This window comes from Desulfobulbaceae bacterium DB1, from assembly GCA_001914235.1.
Lineage (GTDB): Bacteria > Desulfobacterota > Desulfobulbia > Desulfobulbales > SURF-16 > DB1.
This window is the reverse complement of the sequence record MQUF01000022.1, coordinates 22,846-45,402: the sequence shown is the minus strand read 5'-3', so window position 1 is coordinate 45,402 and position 22,557 is coordinate 22,846. Positions and strand designations below refer to the sequence as shown.

Annotated in this window: 21 protein-coding genes; 10 read left to right on the top strand and 11 right to left on the bottom strand. The window is 52.7% G+C overall.

Annotated features, from left to right (window positions below; genetic code table 11):
* Window positions 1-6: 6 nt before the first annotated feature.
* From BM485_16165 to BM485_16140, 6 genes are all read left to right on the top strand, one after another.
* Window positions 7-771: a restriction endonuclease gene (locus tag BM485_16165; protein ID OKY73985.1), complete on the top strand. Its 765-nt coding sequence runs from the start codon at window positions 7-9 to the stop codon at window positions 769-771.
* 185 nt (window positions 772-956) lie between these two features.
* Entirely contained in the window at window positions 957-1,823 is an 867-nt protein-coding gene (locus BM485_16160) for a hypothetical protein (GenBank protein ID OKY74004.1), read from the top strand.
* A 70-nt stretch (window positions 1,824-1,893) separates the two neighbouring features.
* Window positions 1,894-2,109 carry a hypothetical protein gene (locus BM485_16155; protein OKY73984.1) on the top strand — a complete coding sequence of 72 codons (216 nt, stop codon included), beginning with the start codon at window positions 1,894-1,896 and terminating at the stop codon, window positions 2,107-2,109.
* 5 nt (window positions 2,110-2,114) lie between these two features.
* Window positions 2,115-2,303, top strand: a complete 189-nt coding sequence (locus tag BM485_16150) for a hypothetical protein (GenBank protein OKY73983.1) — start codon at window positions 2,115-2,117, stop codon at window positions 2,301-2,303.
* Between the two features lie 44 nt (window positions 2,304-2,347).
* On the top strand, window positions 2,348-2,638 hold the full coding sequence (locus BM485_16145; protein OKY73982.1) for a hypothetical protein: 291 nt from the start codon (window positions 2,348-2,350) through the stop codon (window positions 2,636-2,638).
* A gap of 64 nt (window positions 2,639-2,702) precedes the next feature.
* Window positions 2,703-3,923, top strand: coding sequence for an IS256 family transposase (locus tag BM485_16140; GenBank protein OKY73981.1), 1,221 nt, complete (start codon window positions 2,703-2,705; stop codon window positions 3,921-3,923).
* A gap of 68 nt (window positions 3,924-3,991) precedes the next feature.
* Here BM485_16140 and BM485_16135 read toward each other — a convergent pair whose 3' ends face one another.
* From BM485_16135 to BM485_16095, 9 genes are all read right to left on the bottom strand, one after another.
* Entirely contained in the window at window positions 3,992-7,099 is a 3,108-nt protein-coding gene (locus tag BM485_16135) for a hypothetical protein (GenBank protein OKY73980.1), read from the bottom strand.
* Between the two features lie 38 nt (window positions 7,100-7,137).
* Window positions 7,138-8,613, bottom strand: coding sequence for a hypothetical protein (locus BM485_16130; protein ID OKY73979.1), 1,476 nt, complete (start codon window positions 8,611-8,613; stop codon window positions 7,138-7,140).
* A 130-nt stretch (window positions 8,614-8,743) separates the two neighbouring features.
* Complete coding sequence (locus tag BM485_16125; protein ID OKY74003.1) at window positions 8,744-9,523, bottom strand: hypothetical protein; 780 nt, start codon at window positions 9,521-9,523, stop codon at window positions 8,744-8,746.
* A gap of 58 nt (window positions 9,524-9,581) precedes the next feature.
* On the bottom strand, window positions 9,582-10,016 hold the full coding sequence (locus BM485_16120; protein OKY73978.1) for a hypothetical protein: 435 nt from the start codon (window positions 10,014-10,016) through the stop codon (window positions 9,582-9,584).
* Window positions 10,017-10,041: 25 nt separating this feature from the next.
* The gene (locus tag BM485_16115) at window positions 10,042-10,377 is read right to left on the bottom strand and encodes a hypothetical protein (protein OKY73977.1); all 336 of its coding nucleotides are present in this window, start codon (window positions 10,375-10,377) and stop codon (window positions 10,042-10,044) included.
* Between the two features lies 1 nt (window position 10,378).
* Window positions 10,379-11,152, bottom strand: coding sequence for a hypothetical protein (locus tag BM485_16110; GenBank protein OKY73976.1), 774 nt, complete (start codon window positions 11,150-11,152; stop codon window positions 10,379-10,381).
* A gap of 38 nt (window positions 11,153-11,190) precedes the next feature.
* On the bottom strand, window positions 11,191-12,195 hold the full coding sequence (locus BM485_16105) for a hypothetical protein (GenBank protein ID OKY73975.1): 1,005 nt from the start codon (window positions 12,193-12,195) through the stop codon (window positions 11,191-11,193).
* Window positions 12,188-12,811: a hypothetical protein gene (locus BM485_16100; protein OKY74002.1), complete on the bottom strand. Its 624-nt coding sequence runs from the start codon at window positions 12,809-12,811 to the stop codon at window positions 12,188-12,190. The genes BM485_16105 and BM485_16100 overlap by 8 nt, the downstream gene beginning before the upstream one ends.
* A gap of 105 nt (window positions 12,812-12,916) precedes the next feature.
* Entirely contained in the window at window positions 12,917-15,088 is a 2,172-nt protein-coding gene (locus tag BM485_16095; protein ID OKY73974.1) for a hypothetical protein, read from the bottom strand.
* 396 nt (window positions 15,089-15,484) lie between these two features.
* Between BM485_16095 and BM485_16090 the strand changes: the two genes are divergently transcribed.
* Window positions 15,485-16,705: an IS256 family transposase gene (locus tag BM485_16090; protein OKY73973.1), complete on the top strand. Its 1,221-nt coding sequence runs from the start codon at window positions 15,485-15,487 to the stop codon at window positions 16,703-16,705.
* 34 nt (window positions 16,706-16,739) lie between these two features.
* Here BM485_16090 and BM485_16085 read toward each other — a convergent pair whose 3' ends face one another.
* Window positions 16,740-16,955 (bottom strand): hypothetical protein, encoded by a 216-nt coding sequence (locus tag BM485_16085; GenBank protein ID OKY73972.1) that lies wholly within the window; start codon window positions 16,953-16,955, stop codon window positions 16,740-16,742.
* A complete protein-coding gene (locus BM485_16080) occupies window positions 16,952-20,056 on the bottom strand; it encodes a helicase (GenBank protein ID OKY73971.1) in 3,105 nt (1,034 codons plus the stop codon). Before BM485_16080 ends, BM485_16085 begins: the two co-directional genes overlap by 4 nt.
* A 168-nt stretch (window positions 20,057-20,224) precedes the next feature.
* Between BM485_16080 and BM485_16075 the strand changes: the two genes are divergently transcribed.
* From BM485_16075 to BM485_16065, 3 genes are all read left to right on the top strand, one after another.
* Complete coding sequence (locus BM485_16075; protein OKY73970.1) at window positions 20,225-20,566, top strand: hypothetical protein; 342 nt, start codon at window positions 20,225-20,227, stop codon at window positions 20,564-20,566.
* Complete coding sequence (locus tag BM485_16070) at window positions 20,566-20,913, top strand: hypothetical protein (protein OKY73969.1); 348 nt, start codon at window positions 20,566-20,568, stop codon at window positions 20,911-20,913. Before BM485_16075 ends, BM485_16070 begins: the two co-directional genes overlap by 1 nt.
* Before the next feature lie 66 nt (window positions 20,914-20,979).
* Window positions 20,980-22,542 carry a transposase gene (locus tag BM485_16065; GenBank protein ID OKY73968.1) on the top strand — a complete coding sequence of 521 codons (1,563 nt, stop codon included), beginning with the start codon at window positions 20,980-20,982 and terminating at the stop codon, window positions 22,540-22,542.
* Window positions 22,543-22,557: the final 15 nt, after the last annotated feature.

Below are 22,557 nucleotides of genomic sequence, written 5' to 3'. Positions count from 1 at the left end.
AAAAAGATGAACACCCTGGACCGCGCACTGATCGAAAAAGCCGCCTGCGAGCATGGCTGGGAGAACGTCCTCGAAAGCCAGGCCTCGGCCATTGTGCTGGCCTCGGCCCGGCATCGGGCAACGGCCCGGATTGTCCCCTGTGCAACAGGCCCCGGCTGGTGGATAGAGGTACCGGCCGGTCTCATCCGCCAGGAACTGGCGCGATCCCTGCCTGGGGCTGTTGGACAAGAGAGTGTCATGGCGGCGGATGACATCGACGATTTGTCACGCATCCTGCGCCGGACTGCGGAACTCGCCATGTCCCTTCCCAACCAGGCGGCACTGACCTACCGGGAAGCTGTCAGCAGGGAACTGAAAAAGTCCCGCGTCAATGCCACTGAAGTGGAGCGCCTGGTTAAACAACGGATCGGACAGGAGACTTTCCGGCAGGCACTCATGGACTATTGGGGCGGCGCCTGTGCCGTCACCGGCATCGATCTGCCCGAGGTGCTGCGGGCGAGCCATGCCAAACCGTGGGCGGCCTGCGAGAGCGACGAGGAGCGGCTGAATGTCTTTAATGGGTTTCTCCTCACCGCGCATCTCGATGCCTTGTTCGACCGGGGGCTGATTACCTTTGCTGACAGCGGTCTCATGCTATGTTCACCCCGAATCAGCAATGATCAACAATACGCTCTTCATCTTGACAAGAGGCTTGCATTGCGCTGGCTGTCACAGGAGCACCAGCCCTATCTCGCATGGCACCGTAAAAATGTGTTTTTCGCTGCAAAGTAGGGGAAGAGTGGAAGACTTTGGATTACAATGCAAGGCTATCAGGGATATGGCCTCCCAAGATATTTCAGTTTTTTGAGGAAGCTGATTCGTACTGACCCGACCGACCAGGGGCTTTATTCTGAATGGGAGCAGCAAGCAGGCAAATGATACTGATAAAAGGTTCTGATTCTCCGGCAAAAAGCAATATGGCCAGGAAGGTCAGCCAAAGCGTTGACCGGGAAGTGAAACGTTATCTGGAGACCGGCGAGCATGAGCAAAACTATTCAGCTTGGCCATCGCATAACATCATCGAGTGCGCCAGGGAGATGAACCAGATATTGGTCAATGCTCTTGTTGCGGAAGTTCTGCGTCGAGAAAGCGGGGCCAGGCGACATCAATTACCCGAGGGGTTCAGTCCTATCACGTTTGCTCGACGGAAGCTCAGGCCCATGGTGAATGGGCTTTTTCCCACCAGGGAGCGGCAGACGATTCTCGATCTGCTCGAAAAGTCACTGGTCTTTTTGACGCATGATAACATTGAACAGGTGTTGCGTAACGAGACATGGAAGTGCACAGCCTGGGATCTGGCCAATCTTTATCTCGGCAGTATCGGCGCCCAATGCCTTGACGGCAAGCCCTGCCGATTAGTCGGTTTGAGCCAGGAAACAACCTGTTACATCTCCATGGCCTATTTCGAAGAGGATGATCCCTTTGCCGATTTCGTGGTTCACGAAGCGGCCCACGTTTTTCATAATTGTAAACGTCAGCGGGTAGGCCTCCCTCACACCCGCTTCCGCGAATGGTTGTTGCAGATCGATTTCTGCAAACGGGAAACTTTCGCCTATGCCTGCGAAGCATATGGCAAAATCCTGGAACGGGCCAGGAGGCCGGCTGACCGGAAACGTCTCCAGGCTGAATATATTGAAAAATGGCTCCCTGCCGCCGATGGTCGAATTGATCGGGAGGAGCTTGCAAACATTGTCGCGGAAGCCGCTGCTGCGCGAAATGGGTGGAAGCGGATACTGGCTCGCTGTGCGCCACGCAACCGGGTTGTCTCCCCTGAATTTCAGTAAATTCTTGAATGAGACGAGAGGAATACCTTCTGGCGGTAAAAAAAGTTTGGATCACTGCTCGCCGGAAGGAATGGAAAGATGCCGTGGAAGCAATTGGTGCGGAGAGAAGTTCGGAGAAAATCATGAGGCTTTAAAGAATATTCCTGAGCTTTTCGCACTTGAGGTGGCTGGCCGATTTTGGGAGTGGAAAGCACAGATAGTAAAGTTGCGGGAAGAAGGAAGAATCGCCGGGTCGGCCCTGCCAAGGGCGGGCATTGGGAAGTCCTTTAATAGACGGTTTTTTTGAAAGAAATGATTAAATTCAAATACCAAATATCGGGTAAAACCGCCGAGGAGATCTGGGTCTGTGAAACCTGCAGGAAAGAGAAAAACGAGCTGATCTTGACAGGGAAATGGAAACTTGTCGACCGGTGTGACCACAGCGGAATCCCCTGTGCCATCTGTAAAGGTGATAAGGTTACAGCAACAAACGAGACTTGACTTGTGAGAATAAACTGCCGATATTGAGCAAAAGGAAAAAAGATTTGATAGTAAGACAGAACAAGATGACAACCGCTTTTGAAACAGATAGTGTTCTTTGCCCGCACTGCGGGGCGGAACCGATGGACGACGATGAGCTGTGCCGGTTCTGCGGCAAGGCTGTGGTGCCGGTGGGGTCTGCCCAAAGTGCATCTACTATCGTGAGTGCCGGGTTGCGGTCTTTAAAGGAAAAGATCAGACCGATGACTGCCGAAGAACTTGAGGAACATGAGGTTGCGCCAGCCAATTTTTCCGATCCTGCCGATCCGATATGGGATGATTGGCAGAGGGTGTAAAATAGTTTGTGTAAATGGCTATGACTGAGTAAGTCAAAAAACTACCCTTTAAAAAGGAGCTCATATGGCCATTGATAAAGAAATTTTGGATCGTTTACTTGCCGACTACAATTACCAGAAGCCCGAAGAACTGATCGGTGAAAACGGGCTGCTCAAGCAGCTCACCAAGGCCTTACTGGAGCGGGCGTTACAGGCGGAAATGACCGTCCACCTGGGCCACGAAAAACATGGAACCATCGTCACCAAAGGCGGTAATGCCCGAAATGGTAACTCTGCAAAGACCATCAAGGGCGACTTCGGTAAAATGCCGATTGAGGTCCCGCGCGACCGCGACAGCAGTTTCGATCCGGTCATCATTCCCAAAGGGCAAACCCGCTTTCCCGGCTTTGACGACAAGATTATCTCTCTCTACTCCCGAGGGATGACTACCAGGGAGATTCAGGGGCACTTGGAAGACATTTACGGAGTTGATGTCTCTCCCACCCTGATTTCAACGGTCACCGATGCCGTTGCTGACGAGGTTAAAGTTTGGCAAAATCGCCCGTTGGACCCCATTTATCCCATTGTTTACATGGACGCTATCCGGGTTAAGGTGCGCGACAATGGGCATGTTAAGAACAAGGCGGTCTATCTGGCTATTGGCATCACCATGGACGGCGTCAAGGATGTCCTGGGAATGTGGGTTGCCGAAAACGAGGGCGCCAAGTTCTGGTTGCAGGTAGTGACTGAGCTAAGAAACCGTGGCGTGCAGGATATTTTCATTGCCTGCGTCGATGGCCTCAAGGGTTTTCCTGAAGCCATTGAGACGGTTTTCCCCTTCACCCAGGTCCAGCTCTGTCTCGTCCACATGGTGCGCAATTCCCTGAAATATGTCTCATGGAAACAGCGCAAAGAGGTGGCTGCGGATCTCAAGGCCATTTACCAATCGCCAACAGCCGAGCAGGCCGAAATGGAACTGATGACCTTTGAAGAAAAATGGGACAAAACGCATCCGTCCATCGGCCAATCCTGGCGAAGAAATTGGGAAAGAATCACCCCATTTTTTGCGTATTCGCCCGAGATACGCAAGGTGATATATACCACCAATGCTATTGAGTCGTTGAACATGTCACTGCGCAAAGTTACCAAGAACCGGGGTTCATTTCCCAATGACGAGTCGATGCTTAAACTGCTTTACATGGCGCTGAACAATATCGCCAAAAAATGGACTATGCCAATCAGAGACTGGAAGGCTGCCTTGAACCGCTTTTCAATCTTGTTCGGCGACAGAATGCCTGCATATTGAAAATTAAAAATGAAAACCATTTACACAAAATTCTTTACAGGCCCGATTGGCACATGGATTCGTGATTTTTATTTGTTTTCCTCTTCTTTCTTGAGTGCTTCCTCAAAAGTTGCCGGAGCCGGGTTTTGATCTGCCTCAACAACCCCAGGCGGTAAGGCGCGAGGTTGATCGGGGGCACCGATATCCATGACATCTTGCTGAGGCCGCTCCGGCTTCCCGACAATTTTGCCTATGGCGCGATCAATTTTGCCAATGCCTTGGCCTGCCATGCCGACGACATTGGTTTGAATATGGCCTTGTCCTGTTCGTTCCCGTTCGAAGAATTCCTGTCTGGCCTCGATTTTTGAATCAACTTTGTGCTTGTTGGGCTCCACCACTCTTCCGTCAAATGGTCCGTTTGAAGCCAGCCCGTTGATATCACCGGTTTTCTCTATTGCCGTTTCCGCAACAGAATGAGCCTCACCACGTAAATGCTCTTGTGATGTCTGCATCGTGTGGGTTGCGTGCTCGATGACCTTGCCAGCGCCGGTTGTGCCAATGGTGCCGAATCGGCCCCTCAAAAAATCATTGGCTAGTTCTTGCAGATGGCGTTGATCTTCCTGGGAGCCAATGGCCTGGCCGTTCAGGAATGTCATGGCCTTCTGTACGTTTTCCGGGCTATCCGTGCCGTATCGATACGCGGCATAGTCTTTGATGAAGGCTGTCGCCATATTGTTGTTGTACGAGGCGGAATCAGTATTTATCCGCTGGGCCTCGCTCAGATAGGAATGGGCTTCGGACGCTCCGATGGATTTGGAAAGATTGTCCGCGTAAGACAGGCTTTGGGTGCTCTGAAGAGTTTCGGTCAAAGCTTCAGCCCGTACTCGTTGCCGATTTTCTTCAAAAGCCTGTGCTTCCTTGGAGGACAAGGAAAAACTTATCTTCTCTCCATCATTGCCAACGCCTTGAATTTTGTAGCCACCGCCAGCTCTTACAACACCCAAATTAAACCCGGAAGCTCCATTGCCTTCTAAAATTTCTCTTTTCGTCTGATCCTTGATCATCGAAAACGCCGACCCATTGTCCACGCTCTGGGACCATTTTTCCTGCTCGGCGTTGCTGAGCTGCTTGCTGAAAGAACGGGCCTCGGTGCTGGTGCGGCTGTCCTGCCTGAGCCGGCTGAGCATGTTGGAATAATTTTCGCTGCTGGCCAGGGAATGGGCCGCTTTTTCAAGATTGCGTTCCTCCTGTTTACTGGCAAAATTCATATCCATATTTCTGACATTGGCGCTGGTCACGGTCTCTGCTCCGTCCTGGCCTTCAGTCACCAGGGTGCCGGCGCCGCCGGTATAAGTCGAGACGCTGGAGCCGTCCCGGCCTGTCTGGTCCTGTCGGACAAAGCCCTGGCCGGTCATTGCCTTGGTGCTGCTGAAAACGAGATTGCCGGCATGATCGGTGCTCAACTGGGCCGGGCCCTGGTCGCCACCGATGGATCGATTGGCGGTAAACATGGATTTGGCGGCCTCGATATTTCCCATGTCACCGGGAATGACACCGGCGTCCCTGGCCGCGTCCAGAGTCTGCCAGTCCGCCGCCGTTGACTGCACACCCTTGTGGGCCTGCCATTGGCGACTCGCCGCCTGGGTGGAGAATCCGTAATGATTGGCCATTTCTAGGGGCACCGTGGCGCTGACCTGCTGATCGAGAGCTGCGGCCTTGCCTTCCGGGGTGAGCAGAGCCCCGGCCTTTGCCCCAGCGCCTTGGATGGCTGATTGCAGACTGCCGGCCATCATGGCCATGGCATGACCGCCGAAGCGGATCAACATCATGGACAGAAAACTCGCCAGCATGATGCCGGAAGATCTGACAATGCCGAACATGGCAAGGGCCTTGGTGGATGTCTCGGGTAAGGTGACGCAGGCATAGAGGCCGAGTCCGCTCTGGCGGATATCTTCATAGGCTTCAACTGCATAATCCAGGGCCGCTCCATGGAGGATCGCATCGGAGATCCCCCAGGTGGTCAAAAACACAAAAAAACCAGCCATCACGGAAAGGGCCTTACCCAACAGGGGCGTGGGCAGGAATAATGCCAGAAAGGGGATGAGACCGATAGCCACCGCAGTCATGATCGCCCGCATCACCGGCAGCCACTCATTCATGGCGGCGGCCATGCCCAGGCCGGAAGAGACCACTTGGCGGTTGGTCTGCAGGAGCATGGCGGTTTGTGGATCGGCCTGGTTGAGCACCTGGAATATGAGGTTGGTGAGACTGGCCTGCCGGATGAAGTTTTCCGGGGTGACCGCCATACCGGTGGTCTGAGTCAGGGTATCGCTGATCAGATTCCGGCAGGTATTCAGTTCGGCGGCGTTGTTCGGGTCGAACGTCGAAGCGCCGCACACGCTTCGTACCGCGTCCGTGAAGGTGGCAGCGTTATTGTAGATGGGAAAGATATTCGACCAGGCATCCTGGCAGGTCATGGTCTGGCCCTGGGGATTGGCTGCGTCATAGTAGACCGTGAATACCGCCGGGCTGTTGGCCTTGGCAAGCTCCGGCAAAAAGTCGGAGGTGTTGTACAGCATAGTGTCGGCGGAAAAAGTGGTGCCGGGCCGGACCATCTCGAACATAACGCAATCTTTGAAATACGTGGCCATGCTCTGTTTGGCATAGGCGTCCTTGGGGCCAGCGGCCATGGCGGCCTTGAGCGCGGTGAAGCCGATGCCGCCTGCCGCTTCCTGATACTTGGCACCTGGCACTGCGGCGGTATCGATGATATCCACCAGGCCGCGCTCAATCTTATTGAGAATGCCGGCGGTGGCCACTACCCCGTTGGGAATGCCGCCGATGGTGTCAAAGCGGTTCAATACCGGATCAAAAACCGTTATCGCCCCCTTGGGTACGAACAGGCCTAGATAAAGCACCACGCCGAAGAGAACCGGCGCGGCCCAAACCAGGGGGACGATTCTGGCCCCGGTGGCCATCTTGACGGTAAAGGCCATGGCCCCGAAGACGATTCCCAGGACCGCCGCCGTAAAAAACAAGCCCAGATAGCCACCATCGGAAAAAATGAGCGCCAGCTTGCGGAATGCCTGACTCACCGGACCGAAGCCGTTGTAAGTGTAAAATTCCATGTCCAGGGCCCAGGCGGTGTCGGCCGCACAGAAGACGACAAAACCAACCAGGGCGGTAATAACCATCATTGAAGCCCCTGGACTGATACTGTGACGCAACCGGCAGCTCATCGCAAAGTCCGCTCCGCCACGCCGGCCCCGTATTTTTTGGCAATGAGGGCATACAACTGACTGTCCACGCTCTGCATGTGGTTCAGGATCTTGAAAATGGTGGCCAGCTCCGTGGCCGAAGCGGAATAGCTCGCCCTGGAGGCAAGTTGCAGGCGGTATATCTTTTCGTTCATGCCGGCCACCTGAACGTCGAGATTGTCGGCGAAGATGGCGGCCTTGCAGTTTTCCGAATCCTGGCCCGCGGCGGCACTCGACCTTTTGCTGAGCAGTTCCTTGGCTTTTTCCATGACCAGGGTTGCCCGGTTATAGAGATCGACCAGCATTTGCAGGACGTAGGCTTTGGCTGTCAAATCTGACAGGGTGGCGATGGTGGCCGCTTCCTGTTCGGTGCCCACGGCGGTTTTGAGCACAAGGCCGAGAGAGAGCGGGCTGTTCCGGATAAAGGCGGTGTCCGTGGCATCGAGGGCCGCCTTGGTTTTTATCTTGCCGGCCACCGAATTCATCCTGGTTTGCACATAGCGCACCAGGTCCGCGTTGGCGTCGGCGATCTGGGCGCAGGCGCCGGCCGCGTCCTTGGCCATGACATTGCCCTCGATGAAGGCTTTGACATCATCCGGATTGTTCTGCGGACAGGGGGAAACAAAGGTGACCTTGAAGGCGTTGTCCGGTCCTTCGATACGGATATCGCCGACCAGGCCTCGGATCAGACCGACATAATCGGCGGAAAGGGCAAGCTTGCCCACCCCCAGATTGTCAAGCAGAGAGCCGCCGCTGTCCACGAGGTTCGAGAGGAAGATTTCCTTGATTTCGGCATTGCAGCCGGACACAGCCCGCAACACATCGGGCTTCTGGGCCAGGTTCCGGTTGGCCCGATCCTCTTCGGTGATGGTCTGGTAGAGATCGGCCAGCCCCTGGCTCAATTTATTTTCCTTAATAGCATTCCCAAGCCGTCGCTCGATGGTGTCCATGGAGGCAAATCCTTGGCCGTCGCTGCTCTGCAGCACCGCCTTGATATCCTTGGCCGCCGCGCATTCATCGAGCTGCAGGCTGTTCAGTTTATCGGCAATGGCCTCGAAGGATTTAATCGAGGTGGCGCACGGCTCGCACAGGGTTTTCAGGGCCAGATCGAAGGCCACCGCTCCGCCGCTCATAAGAATGCGCTGAAGTTTCTGAACCAGGTACTCGAAATTCAGGAAGCTGAAACCGCCCAGGAAGATGTCGATGCCGCCGCAGCCGCTCTTGATGCGGGGCGGCTCTATGGTAATGGGATAGGTGGCGTTGTTGGGCCACCGGGCGCTGAAGCTGCCGCCTGAGTAATAGCCGCGTTTCTGTCCGGCAAAATAATCCGGAGGATTGGAGGTGTTCTGGGTCAGCCAGTCATCGACCCAGCCGGCGGCCCCGGCAGGAACCGGTACCAACAACACCGCGGTCAGCAGCACAGCAAGCAATTTTCTAATTCGATTGGATTGCATCAGAATTCCTTTTGTTTACTGAAACCGTGAGTGTTCAAATGGACCCCAAATGCGCGGAAGAGATTGTCCGGCAATAGTAAAGCTATGCCGGACCGGCGATGACAAAGCAGTTGGGGTTTCAGAGGGGCGCTCATGGTTTCAGCAGGATGGATTCGGGGTCAAGCCCGCCCCCTTTCTGAAAGTCGTATACGGAATATCCCTGCGGGGTGATCTGGCCGTTCAGCAGGCGGATCGAGCGGTACAGCCGCCGTTCCAGTTCATCCAGGGCCACAACTCCGGAGGCCACCGGGATATATTCTTCACGTCCTTTCCCGATCAGAAGCAGGGTCGGGGTGATGGTTATGTTGAACCGGGCCGCAACACCCGGGTTTTCTCCAACATCGATGCTCTTCACCTGCCAGCCGTAATGATCGGTGAAAAAACGCAGGATCTGCTGCTGCTCCGTACAATAGGGACAATCAGGGCTGTAAAAATAGAGAAGCGCATGGTCTTCGGCAGCCGTTTGGATAGTGGCCGCGATCTCCTCTTTCTGCATCTTCACCCGGGCAATGACACCGGGGGCTGTCACCGGATAATCCCGGCCCATATCGAGACCGGCATTTTTCTGGAGGACATACGATGCGACATTGGCATAGACCGCCGCCTTCCGCCGGGCCATGTCCTGCATGGTCAGATATTCAAGGACATTCTGTTCCGTCGGTTTCTGCACCGCCTTTTTCTGAAACTCCATGAGCAGGGCCTGGAAATCATCCGGGTGCATGTCCCATAGCTGCTCGGTGGAATAATCGGTCAAAGTCGGCAGCGGTCTGGTCGCCGGGAGTTCGGTCTCTTCTTCGGGTTCAGGCGCCGGTTCCCTGTACCAAAACCATCCCTGCTTGGCATCGTTGTAAAATTTTTGTTCCATCCCCATTGTGATCTTCGGCAACCCGCTTAAAACCGCCGCCAAGAAGCAGAACAGCAGCACCGCTCTACCAGATGGGATATGCTTGTTTGAGAACGCTGTCTGCATGGATGAATCCGAAATATTTGCTGTCGTAACTGCGCGGGTGGTTGCCGACCATGAACAGGCTGCCAGCAGGGACAGGCCCGTTATAAATGAACTGTGGCAACTGCTTGCCCTTGGAATCGTTGGCAAGGGCATGGCCGAGATATTTTTCACCGCAGTAATACTCGCTATTTGTGACCCTTAATAATTGGCCGGGGGCACAGCCGACCATTTTCAGCAACTGGTCCGTTTGGGTCTGATTGAGCTGTTTATGAAACAAGAGATAGTCTCCTTCTTCGAAATTCAGGGACTCCGGCTCCACCAAAAAGAAAATCCGGTGTCCGAGAGACGGTGTGACCGTCACGCTGATATGCGCCGGAAGCCATAGGCCCACGACCAAGGCCGCGGTCAAGATCATTATGATTTTCCATGGAGGCGGCCCTTTATGGTTTGATTTCCCTGGCATTCCGTAGCACCACCTCTTTCAAAAGTACGATGTGATTGGTCGGTTCAGCCAGCAGCGCTGCTTCCATGGCGTCGATGTTCTTGCGTAACTCTTCATCGGATATTTCGCCGCTTACAGCCTTGTCCCGCTGGTCACGGATATACCCCTGCAAATCCATGGTGACGATTTTCTGGGCGTATCGTTGATCGTAGAAGGCAACCACAGCCATGGCTGTAACTATGCTTACCGCCAAGGCGATAAGGGCTGTGGTTATAAGGCCATGCCCGTTTTTTTTTGGAGTCTCGGTTGTTTTTTTGTTTGATTCGTTATCCATTTCATTCTCCATTCCCTATTCCACCTCTCAATGCGGCAATCAGCGTGTTCAGATCTGCACTTTTTGCTTCTCGGTTGATTCGTTCCAGCAGGTAATCCAGGCTGGCATCGCCGGTTATGATTATCTGTTCTGCCTGCTTTACTTCTTCTTTGCCCACGCTGATCGGCAAATACGCCAGCGCTGGGACCTCTTCGATTCCGAAACGCTGAAAAAGCTGAGGATCAACCTGGATGTTGACCTGATAGCTATTGCATTTTTCTTTCGTGATATCGCAAGTCGAATCCTTTTTCATAATCTCTGCGATAAATTCCATAGTCGGCCTGATTTTTTTCATGCCACCGACAAAGCCGCGCAACACCATGATTACCTGGCCGGTACGGGCACGATCAATCATGGCCGCATAATTCCGAAGGGTGGAGAGAGGCACTGAACTCGAAACAAAAAGATAAATTCCCTCTTCGTTGGCCTCAGTTTCCGCCGGAGAATTTTGATCACCCTGGGGCAGGGATTCGGTAAGGATATCCTTGAATATGGTTTCTTGCAGGCGTTGCTGTTCGTCACGAATCTTTGCTTTGAAGTCCGGGGAGTTGAATTTTTCCATGACCTTTCCTGCCTTTTCCTGGCAGCCGCAAGTATCTCCTTGGTCATTATTTGGAAGCTGCAATTTCTGGGCGTTCTTCTGTGCCTCTTTCAAAACGCCGGAGATATCGTTCATCTTGAGCTCCGGGGGTGTCTTATCGTCAGCAAAGGCCTGTCCGGCAAAAAGATAAAACACGAGGCCAATGACTATCCCAGCTATGACGGCTATTCTATTCAAAACGCGCAACATGCTCTTTTCCTAAAAACCATCCACAAAAATTCATCTCCCGGCCCCTTGGTTCCCCGGAATGGTGGATTGAGATTGGAGCCGTAAAAAAAGGCGCTCTTGCCGATGGGCCAGGCCTTTTTTCGGACCGCCGGGCGCATGGCGTGAAGTTTGTAATTGGGCTTGTACCAGATAGGCGTCGGCACGCAGGAACAGAGATCAAGGCCGGTGTCGCAGATCAGAAGCTCCCGAGCCAATTTGTAAATCATTCGGGCAGCAATAGTTGCATTGGCCTGGATAATATTTTCATCGTTCACGTGACCAGTCATGGGATAGGCCGAACCTCCGCTGCCCACGCACCAGAAAAGAGCCTCAAGAGGGCGATAAGCGTTTACCGCCACCGAATCGGCAATGCAGGCCATCTGTGCAAATGGGTTGGCAAAAAGCAGGGCCTCGGGCTGAATGATGAAGGCCAACTCGTCATCCTGCCAGAGCGGATCCAGTTCGGTGATGTAGGCTACGTCAAAGCCGGAGTGTTCTACACAGACAAAATCGGTCAACAGACCCAAAATACTCCAGACCGGAAAGAGCAGATAATGAGCCTGAGCAAAGGTGGACTGCTCTGGCAGTGCATCGTTCAAGCTGTGGTTCTTGCCGGACAGAAAACCCTTTGTTGAGTCGAAATCAAGTCCGAATCCGAGGGATGGGAAATAATAGGGTGTGGCCACGGTTTCAATCAACCTCGCCGGCTCCCAGAAACTGATGGGGATACCGATCCGGTAAAAAATAGGCGGCGGTGCCGGACAGGCACAAACAGGATAGGAGGCGGGATCAGGAGTGTCATAATTACTAGAGGCCCCAGCTATGGTGATGCCGGCGATCTTGATCGGGAAAATCTCCTGCCAGGCCACATCCGTGATAGGATTGATGAACTGGCCGCTCTTGAGCGCCGCCATGGCGTCAGCACTACAAAACACCAACAAGCAGAGAATGGGAAGGAGGAGTCTATTCATGTGGCACCCTCACTTCGCTAACTTGCAGCATATTATCCTGCTGCCTGATCACGGATGGCACTGCCATGAGCTGCAACCGCCTGGCTACGGTGTCCACCAGATAGAAAACCGGCCTGTCAAGTTCCTCTGTGAGATCGTAATAATCACCTCCGGAGAGAATCAGCCTGGTTCGGTAATCCTCGGCATAGGGCGAGGATTTGAACCATTGAATTTGCTGTGGCTCACCGGCATCGATAACCACCAGAAGGCTCGTGAGTTTGACATAATCCAAGGGATTGAAGGAAAAGCCCTTTGGATAAAGCACACCCCCTTTGCCGTCCGGAATATCGGCATCCAGGGTATAGGTCATATCAACCAGGAAAGACCTGTCCGCCTTTGCGACCGGCAGGGGATGCAGATCACTGGGCCGGAAGTCCTTGATCATCGTTAGCTTCTTTTGCCGGTCGATTACCTTTTCCCAATCCACCCGCGCGGCCGCCTCCCTGATCTCGGCCAAAGCGTCCGGCTCCACAACAGGATAGACGTTCCCCACCGTGCCGAGATGCCTGGCAAAAGAGGCATGAACACTCGAAATACAGATAAATATTGCGATTACAAAGATTGTCAGAAAACGCACGTCTTCCCCGCCGATAAAAAGTTGCAATTGTAGCGGCAAATGGTCCGCTACTTACTTTTTTCCGGGGATGTGACGTTTTTAGTAGGGCTATAGGGGGTGCAGTGACTACAATGGGTTTTTCTTGTTGTTCATTTCTTTTGACAGACTAAGCAAAGTCCGCAATTCTAAGAAGTGGCGTTCGTCATAGTGGATTGTGCAATCAACATTCAATATCTTGAAATGAATTATTAAATTTCCTGTGCCTCCTTCCGCTTTAAGGCGGAGTTTACTGATTTGGGTTGGAATATTTTCGGTCGGTTGTTTTGCAGCATGCTGCCACTGGGCAGAGTGCTCAGCACAGAGACAGAGCGCATTGCCTGGATTGTCCAGCCATCTGGAATGGCGGCGCTTTACAAGGTAAGTCGCAACAAAAAAAGGCTCCCCATTTCTTTTTGGCCATGTCTTTCCACAGATCTGGCACTTGCCGTTGTACCACCCAAAAAGTGCAGCTCGTACCTCATTGTTCGGCTCTTCAAGTACGTCACCCTCTCTAGGCCGGCGGCGATCTTTTGGAGAAGGTTCGTCTTCTATTTCATCACGGAATTTATCTTTGAGTGCCTGACTACGACGGGCAAGATTTTTCACACCGGATGCCCCGGGTGACATCGAGTCATCGTTGATTTCTGTCGCGCCGTCTTTATCGAAAGCGTTCTCGATTGCGTCGCTGAAATTAATATGCGGCTTCCCGTAGCCTCCCTGCGAACTTGGTTGGCATCCATCATCGCCGCGACCCTCATCTAATGGTTCATTGTGTGTTTGTTCGTTTTCCTCATTGACAGAGGCCTCTTCTCCTGGCACAGGTAAGATAATGTTTGCAATGTCATTATTGCCGTAAATACGATTTGCAGGTTTACTTTCAGCTAGGGGAATAGTGGGCGACTGAGGGCGAGGAATACCGGGAATCGGTTCAGCCGGTAGTGGATTGTTATAGCGTACTTCTTCGAGATTTTGATCCGAATCATCACACGCGACAGATAAAGGTGAATCATCGGTAATTTGGTGCGGGTTAGATGCGGCCTCCTTGCCACACATAGCGGAAATTTCCCGCGGAACGCTCCAACCTTGGCGCTTTAATCTTTTCGTGTCGAAGCTTTCCAGTACATTTTCAATCCAACTTGCCAATTCCTGATTATCCGCCGACAGTATGCCGCTTGCTAATTCCTTGGCGAGTTGATCTTTGGCTGCGGATGAGGTGTAATAGAGGGTGTTACGGGCAGCATCCCAGAACACAGGATAGTCTTCTGACTTGGAGCCGTAATCGTATGAATCAGTTTCAAGGTGGTACCCAACCCGGATCAACTTTTCGGTCCTTTCTTCTTTAAGTGAAAAAAGCTGCTGAAAAATTTTCTCGGAGAACAAACGATCATAATCCGCCCGACGCTTTTCCCTTAACCATGCGGCAATCATTTGAACAGCCGAAACAGTTACGAAGATGTTTTCCCCCAGGTATTCAGGATTGTCACATTCCTCTAAACGCTTGGTGACCGACTCGGAAAGGAGGGGGATGCCGAAGGCCTTGTAAAACGGCAACCAATCATTGAAAGAGTCATCGCCGGGGCGCCATGTGAATTCGACATCGTCATGCTTTACAAAAATTCGCCGCAGTTCCCCGTCGTCCGGCACGAGAAGGGCATCCGGCTCACAAAATTTGTCTGACTGGCTATAAAGTTTCGCATTGCCGTAGAAACCTATCCACCAGGCCGGACGACTCGCTTCCGGCTCTTTGATGACCGACTTGAGTCTGCGGTAGATTTTCTCAATTAGTATTCGTTGTTGCGCTGTATCCGGCAAAGGAGCCTCTTGAAGCGCAAGCAACCGTCTTGCAAAACATTCTATATCAACCCTTTCCTTGACGCCCACGATCTCGATAAAGAAATCTCTCAGCCTCGGGTACTGGTGCTCAAGATAGGTAAAATCATTGCCGAGTATCTCGGTGGCATCCTCCCATACACAGTAGGTAGTCGTGTGCCACAATGAATTACCTTTGTCTACGTTTTTGAAAATCAGGGGTTTGCCCGCAAAAGCCTGATGGATCTGATTCTTGCTACCAGAAGAAGATGAGCGATTGTTCAATTCCGTGTAAATGCGTTGAGGTAATTCTGGGTCCACTTCTCGACCCGAATTATTTTGAAGTATCCCAAGAAGCTTACTGACAGATACCTCGGATTGTATGTTGAGCAATTCAAGAACATCTTCAGGCAACTCGCCCTTGAAATATGGAACTGTTTTACCCAACACTTCCTCAATGCCTGATCGTGGAAGAAAAGCTTCCTTCGGTGCGACCAGTCCTTTGGTTGTCGGCAGCCAAGGCAGAGACCTTATTTTTTCGAGTAGGCTCGATGTCTGACGCTTCCAATGAGAACCACGATATTCGTAGCGACCAATCGCTTGAGAATAGCGATTCAAATTCCCTTTGTTTTTGAGGAAGTTAAACAGAGATGCGGATAATTCCTTACTGCAACTCCCTTTTGTAAATGAACTGGGTATTTCGTAGGATGTTATAGTGGAGTCATATTCTCGTGATTGAGCGGCAGATTGACGGCATTGATCCAATAGGTATGAGGGTGTAAAATAGTTTGTGTAAATGGCTATGACTGAGTAAGTCAAAAAACTACCCTTTAAAAAGGAGCTCATATGGCCATTGATAAAGAAATTTTGGATCGTTTACTTGCCGACTACAATTACCAGAAGCCCGAAGAACTGATCGGTGAAAACGGGCTGCTCAAGCAGCTCACCAAGGCCTTACTGGAGCGGGCGTTACAGGCGGAAATGACCGTCCACCTGGGCCACGAAAAACATGGAACCATCGTCACCAAAGGCGGTAATGCCCGAAATGGTAACTCTGCAAAGACCATCAAGGGCGACTTCGGTAAAATGCCGATTGAGGTCCCGCGCGACCGCGACAGCAGTTTCGATCCGGTCATCATTCCCAAAGGGCAAACCCGCTTTCCCGGCTTTGACGACAAGATTATCTCTCTCTACTCCCGAGGGATGACTACCAGGGAGATTCAGGGGCACTTGGAAGACATTTACGGAGTTGATGTCTCTCCCACCCTGATTTCAACGGTCACCGATGCCGTTGCTGACGAGGTTAAAGTTTGGCAAAATCGCCCGTTGGACCCCATTTATCCCATTGTTTACATGGACGCTATCCGGGTTAAGGTGCGCGACAATGGGCATGTTAAGAACAAGGCGGTCTATCTGGCTATTGGCATCACCATGGACGGCGTCAAGGATGTCCTGGGAATGTGGGTTGCCGAAAACGAGGGCGCCAAGTTCTGGTTGCAGGTAGTGACTGAGCTAAGAAACCGTGGCGTGCAGGATATTTTCATTGCCTGCGTCGATGGCCTCAAGGGTTTTCCTGAAGCCATTGAGACGGTTTTCCCCTTCACCCAGGTCCAGCTCTGTCTCGTCCACATGGTGCGCAATTCCCTGAAATATGTCTCATGGAAACAGCGCAAAGAGGTGGCTGCGGATCTCAAGGCCATTTACCAATCGCCAACAGCCGAGCAGGCCGAAATGGAACTGATGACCTTTGAAGAAAAATGGGACAAAACGCATCCGTCCATCGGCCAATCCTGGCGAAGAAATTGGGAAAGAATCACCCCATTTTTTGCGTATTCGCCCGAGATACGCAAGGTGATATATACCACCAATGCTATTGAGTCGTTGAACATGTCACTGCGCAAAGTTACCAAGAACCGGGGTTCATTTCCCAATGACGAGTCGATGCTTAAACTGCTTTACATGGCGCTGAACAATATCGCCAAAAAATGGACTATGCCAATCAGAGACTGGAAGGCTGCCTTGAACCGCTTTTCAATCTTGTTCGGCGACAGAATGCCTGCATATTGAAAATTAAAAATGAAAACCATTTACACAAAATTCTTTACAGGCCCATACCTTCGAAACGAAGACTGGGGCTTTTTTTCTCCTGATAGTCATTGTCCTCGGCATTCTGGATTAACTCGAAGATAAAATGGGTGTCCTTGGCGTACAGATCATCCGCCAGGGTTTTTATGCTGCTTGCCAAACTTCTTCTCGGCAGGTCACGCAGGCCGGTATATTCTTTGCGAATGGCTCTAATCTGGTCAGACTTCGTCATGCCTCTGCCTCCACTCGAATAACCCCAAACACCACCGGGGTGGCATGAATATCCCCGCCACTCGCGGCCCTCTCAAGTTCCTGCATTCTGCGCTCGTAATCCGCATTGGCGCGGGCCAGCTCGCTTTGCTTCATCAAGCGGATTTTATCGTTGGTCGCCCGGCTCAACTGATCTTCTATTGCTTTGCATCGGGCGAGATGGCTCACGATCAGGCTTTGCCGACGGTACTCCACCAGTTGGCGATTTTCCACGATGTGGTTGGCCTGGGCCTCAGTCCATTGTCTATGGTGATGAGCATCCAAGGCGTCGAATAGATTTTCGGCGGGAAGCTCCTCGATATCAACGGAATGTGCTGCTTGCAGGAGAGAAAAAAGCTTGGTAGCGATGATCGGCTCCGAAGTCACCGGGATCAAATTTTCGTCCTGCTTGACACCTTGTTTGGTCCAACGGTACACCCCGAACTGATATTTGCCGGGCGGCACTTCCGAGGTTCTGACCGCCAGGGTGGTGTAAACATGTTCCGACACATTGAGATACGAGGCGGCTTGCCGTACCAAGGGGTGGGTCACGGTGAGCAGGACCGTTTTTGGATTTTCGGTGGCGGTTTCCTGGGCAAAGGTCACCGGCAGCATGGGATCTGCGCCCTTCAGCCATTTTTCCCATTCCCTGAATATCGGCTCCACGAGTTTGGGCAATCGGTGAAAGTCTTCCAATAATTTGTTTCTGGCTTCCAGGCTAAGGCGCAGAGTCTTGAGCGGCTTTTCGCCAAGCAAATAATCCTGTTGCTCTCCAAGCCGATCGGCCAAGTAAACCGTAACACAACGTTGAATCGCCGATGGCGAGAGCCAGTAATTGTCCGCCGCCGCCACCTCTTTGTCCCATTCCAGGCCGGGAATGTTCAGTCCGAAGAGTTCGGCCTGTTTGGCCTCAAGCTCCTGCTCTTCCTGAATTTGGCGAATGCTGTTGTCGGAAAGCTGGATCAGTCGCTTTTCACGCTCCTCCGGGGTAAGTTCAAAATTTTCGGCAATATCGTGAATCTCTTGGGTGATTTCTCCCAGAATTTCTTCGTTGCCGCCGATGGCGTGTTTGAAGACGCCAATCCTCAACAGGCATCGCTCGTAAATATCCGCATCCACGGTGCCGGGGGTGATGAAATTGACAATGGCAACTGTTTTACTTTCCTGCCCATAACGGTCAATCCTGCCGATCCGTTGCTCGATCCGCATGGGATTCCAGGGCAGGTCGTAATTGATAAGAAAGTCGCAGAATTGGAAGTCAAGCCCTTCGCAGCCGACTTCGGAAGAAAGCAGCACATCAAGAGCGTCCGGGTTTTCCTTGGGAAAGGCGAAACGCCGCCTGAGGTCGGAGCGTTCATCATCCGGCACTTCACCATGGATCAGGCCGAAACGAAACCCTGCCTGTTGGGTATGTTTGGCGAGATATTGCAGGGTATGCCGAAAGGTGCTGAACACCAAAGCCTTGTTGTTGGCTCTGGTCTGCTTGTCCCGTATCACCTTGAGAAAAGCCTCGACTTTTGGATCGTACTCGTTCAGCTTTTTGGCCTTTACGATCAACTCCTCAATGTCCGCCCTCACCTGACCGACGAAACTGAAATCCGCGTCGGCATCACCGTCCTCGGCGGCATAAACTTCCACGCTGTTCAGCTTTCCGGCCAAAATACCTTCCAAAAGCGGTGCCAAACCGTAAAGACAGCTTGCCGCTTGCCGCCGGATCGTGGTCATCATAAATTTGACATTCTGGGTGCCGTGACAATAAGCCATAATTCTGGCGATAATATCGAGCAGCGAGTCATGCAGCTCTTGTTGTTGCGGGCTAAAAAGAACCGTCAGGGTATCAGGTTTGCGGGTGGTGAATTCGCCGATATCCCGTCGGCGGGTGCGGTTGATGAGCGGACTGAAGGTGTAGCATTCTTCAATAGCACGGATCAACAGTACTCGAGCGACATCATCAAGTGGGGCTTCGGCGAGTTGGTCATAAATTTTCTGAAAGGCGGGCGATTCCCGCAGGAAGAAACGCCCCCACTCTGTTTGGGCCGCTTCCGTCAGGGCGTTTCGTGCATCTTGCTCCCATCCGGGGTTGCCCGTCCGGCAGTGCTGTACCGCCCCATTAATAAAACGGTTTGGCTCGGCCATCCGGGTGAAGCTGACCGGATCAATGATAAGGTCCGGGCGTAGAACATTCAGGAGGGTGTAAAGATCGGCGCTGCCAAGCTGTACTGGGGTGGCGGTCATAAAAACTACGGCCTCGGCATTGTCGCAGAAATATTTGATCCCCTGGTGCAGATAGGTGGCAGGATTACGGATATGGTGGGCTTCATCGACAATGATCAGATCAAATTTGGGCGGCGTATCTAGCTGTAGAAGACCTTGCCTCTTTGGGCGAGTACGCCCCTTACCGTCGCGACCATAGATCAATTCGGCATCAAAGAGAGAGAAAGGAAGAATTGCCTTGGCATACTGCTCCGGCCATTCACCGTCAAGATCGTTTTCCCGCAGGCAGTGACGCAGTAGTCGGCCATCCAAAGCGGTGAAATGTTCCTCAAAACGCTTCATCTCCAGAAACCACTTTCTTTCCGCCACCAACGCCTTTGGAGAGATAATGAGCACGGATGACAAATCCATGCGGGCCTTGAGTTCCTTGATGATGAGCCCTGCTTCGATGGTTTTGCCGACCCCGACTTCATCCGCTATAAGCAGCCTTGGGCGATCTGCCCGAATCAATTTGAGTACCGGCCGGTATTGATAGGGAATAAATTTGATCCGACCGGAACGAAGTGAATAGAGATTAGCCGTGGAGGGGGCCAAAATTTGCAGTCCGGTCAAGTAAGCGTGTAATTCTTCTGCGGTAATTCTTTGCCGGTCCTCTTCGACGGTGCTGACCGCCTGCAACTGACTTTCGTAATAGATTGCCCTGGCGTTATTCTGGAAAACCCGGTAACGCGGCTCGCCTGAACCGGAAGTAAGGACTTCGATGACTGGCATCACTGTTGCCGGATTGGATTTCAAGCAAACGAGCTCGCCAATGGCAAACCGTGAAGAGTTTGTTGGTTTCGTAGGTTCTTGATTAGCAGCAGGGCTCACTGCCTGAGTAGCGGACTTAGCAGCGACGGGGGGCATTGAGTGAGCGTCCGCCAGAGCCTTAAGAGTCTCCGACTTTGCTTGCTCTATGTAAGCGCCCAATTAACCCCTTCTTGTTTGCCACCGTGACCTCTGGCATGATGACCTCCATCAAAATTCTGGAGGTGGATCATGAAGAATGGAAACAAGGAGCGGGAGCGTTTTTGGCAAGCGCATCTGTCGGCATGGGAACGGTCTGGGCTTACACAGCAGGAGTACTGTAAGCAACAGGGGATAAAAGAGTGGTCGTTCAGTTCGTGGAAGCGACGGCTTGTTAAGCTTAACCAGAGCGCGGTCAGCGGTTTTGTTCCGGTAGCGGTGACAGACAGAAATGCGCCTGCACCTGTTGCTTTCCCCAAAGCGCGCCAACATCCTCTCACCCTGGTGGTTGGCAACCGTTATCGTGTTGAGATCGCCGAGGGGTTTTCGAGTGAGACATTGGCTCAGCTGCTCGTGCTGCTCGGAGGTTCTTGATGTTTTTCACGAACGAAATGCGGGTGTATGTGGCGGTTGGCAGCGTTGATATGCGAAAAAGCATTGACGGGCTTTCAATGCTGGTGGCGAGAGAATTCAACCTTGATCCCCTCGGCGGTCAGCTGTTTGTTTTTGGCAACCGGCGTCGGAACATGGTGAAAGTACTGTACTGGGATCGCAACGGGTTCTGTCTGTGGCAGAAACGGCTGGAGAGAGACCGGTTCCGTTGGCCGGAAAATGGGGAGGAAATTCTGGAATTGGAGTCGCGTCAGCTACAGTGGTTGCTTGATGGGCTTGAGCCCAGCCAACGCGGACACGGGCGGTTGCATTATCGCCATGTTTTTTGAGAAAAAGCGTGGGTGTTTTGTTGATTTTTGCTGTGTAATTTCAGTAAGATATGATATATTCCCCGCATGGTTGAATTGATACAACAGATAGATTTTCTGCGTGGTCGAGTGCAGCGAGTCGAGAAAGAAAATGACTTCCTGCGGGAGCAGTTGCGCCTGCTGACCGCGCAGCTTTATGGCCGCAAATCGGAACGGTTGCCGCAAGGCGAAAACCCACAACTGATGCTTTTTGACGAACCGGCTGGTGAGGTAGAGGTCGGGGAAAGGGAAGAGGAAGTCCAAGAGACCATCGCTGTTCCTGCCCACCGGCGTACCAGGACAGGCCGCAAGCCGCTGCCCGAGAATCTGCCACGGGTGGAGATCGTCCATGATGTGACTGAAGAAGAGAAGCGTTGCGGTTGCGGTGCTGTAAAAAGCCGGATCGGCGAAGATGTCGCGGAACAGTTGGATGTCGTTCCTGCCCGAGTTCAGGTGTTACGTCATATCCGGCCGAAATACGCCTGTCGTCATTGTGAGGGGGTTGAGGATAACGGTCCATCGGTGGTGATCGCGCCGCCGCCGGCCCAGCTGATTCCGAAAAGCATGGCCAGTGCCGGGTTGCTGGCCTACATTCTGGTCGGCAAATTCGCCGATGCGTTGCCGTTCTATCGCCAGGAAGGGATGTTCAAGCGTCTTGGTGTGGAAGTCAACCGAACCTCAATGTGCAACTGGTCGGTACAGGCCGGTCTTGCCTGCCAGCCCTTGCTGGAATTGCTCCGCAAGGAGATCAGGTCCGGACCGTTGATTAATATCGACGAGACGACGGTGCAGGTTTTGAATGAACCTCGACGGAGTCCGGCCAGCAAATCATACATGTGGATATTCCGAGGCGGCGTCCCTGATAAACCGGCGCTGGAGTTTTTCTACTATCCAGGTCGGGATGGGAAGGTCGCTACCGATTATCTTGCCGACTACCATGGGTACGTGCAGACTGACGGCTACATCGGTTATGATTTTCTTGATCGCCGTGACACTATTGTTCATCTGGGTTGCTGGGCGCATGTGCGACGTAAATTTGTCGATGTGCTGAAAGCTGCGGGCAACCTGCGGTCAAAGAAAAAGACCGGAGTCGCCGAGGAGGCGGTGGATCGGATCAAGGCACTATACGATATCGAGCACGCAGCCAGGGAGGCGAAACTTGATTCGGATGCCATTGCCAAAATGCGTCAGGAGAAGGCTGAGCCATTGATCAAATCAATGCATGAGTGGTTTCTGGGTCTGTTTCGTGAAGTGCCGCCGAAGAGCCTGCTCGGCAAGGCGATCTCCTATGCCCTTGGCCAATGGCCCCGACTGAGCCATTATCTCAAGGATGGTCGCCTCCGGCCGGACAACAACCTTGCCGAGAATGCAATCCGTCCCTTTGTCGTCGGCAGGAAGAACTGGCTGTTTTCCGGTAATGCCGAAGGGGCTCAGGCCAGCGCCACCCTTTACAGCCTGATTGAGACGGCCAAGGCGAATAAGCTCGAACCATACTGGTATCTGCGCCACGTCTTCGAGCGGTTGCCGCTGGCCACAACCGAGGAGGACCTCCGGGCGCTGTTGCCGCAATACATCGACCGCAACTTGATTGCTATCACCATTCCGGCGTGACAGGGCGGTTTATTT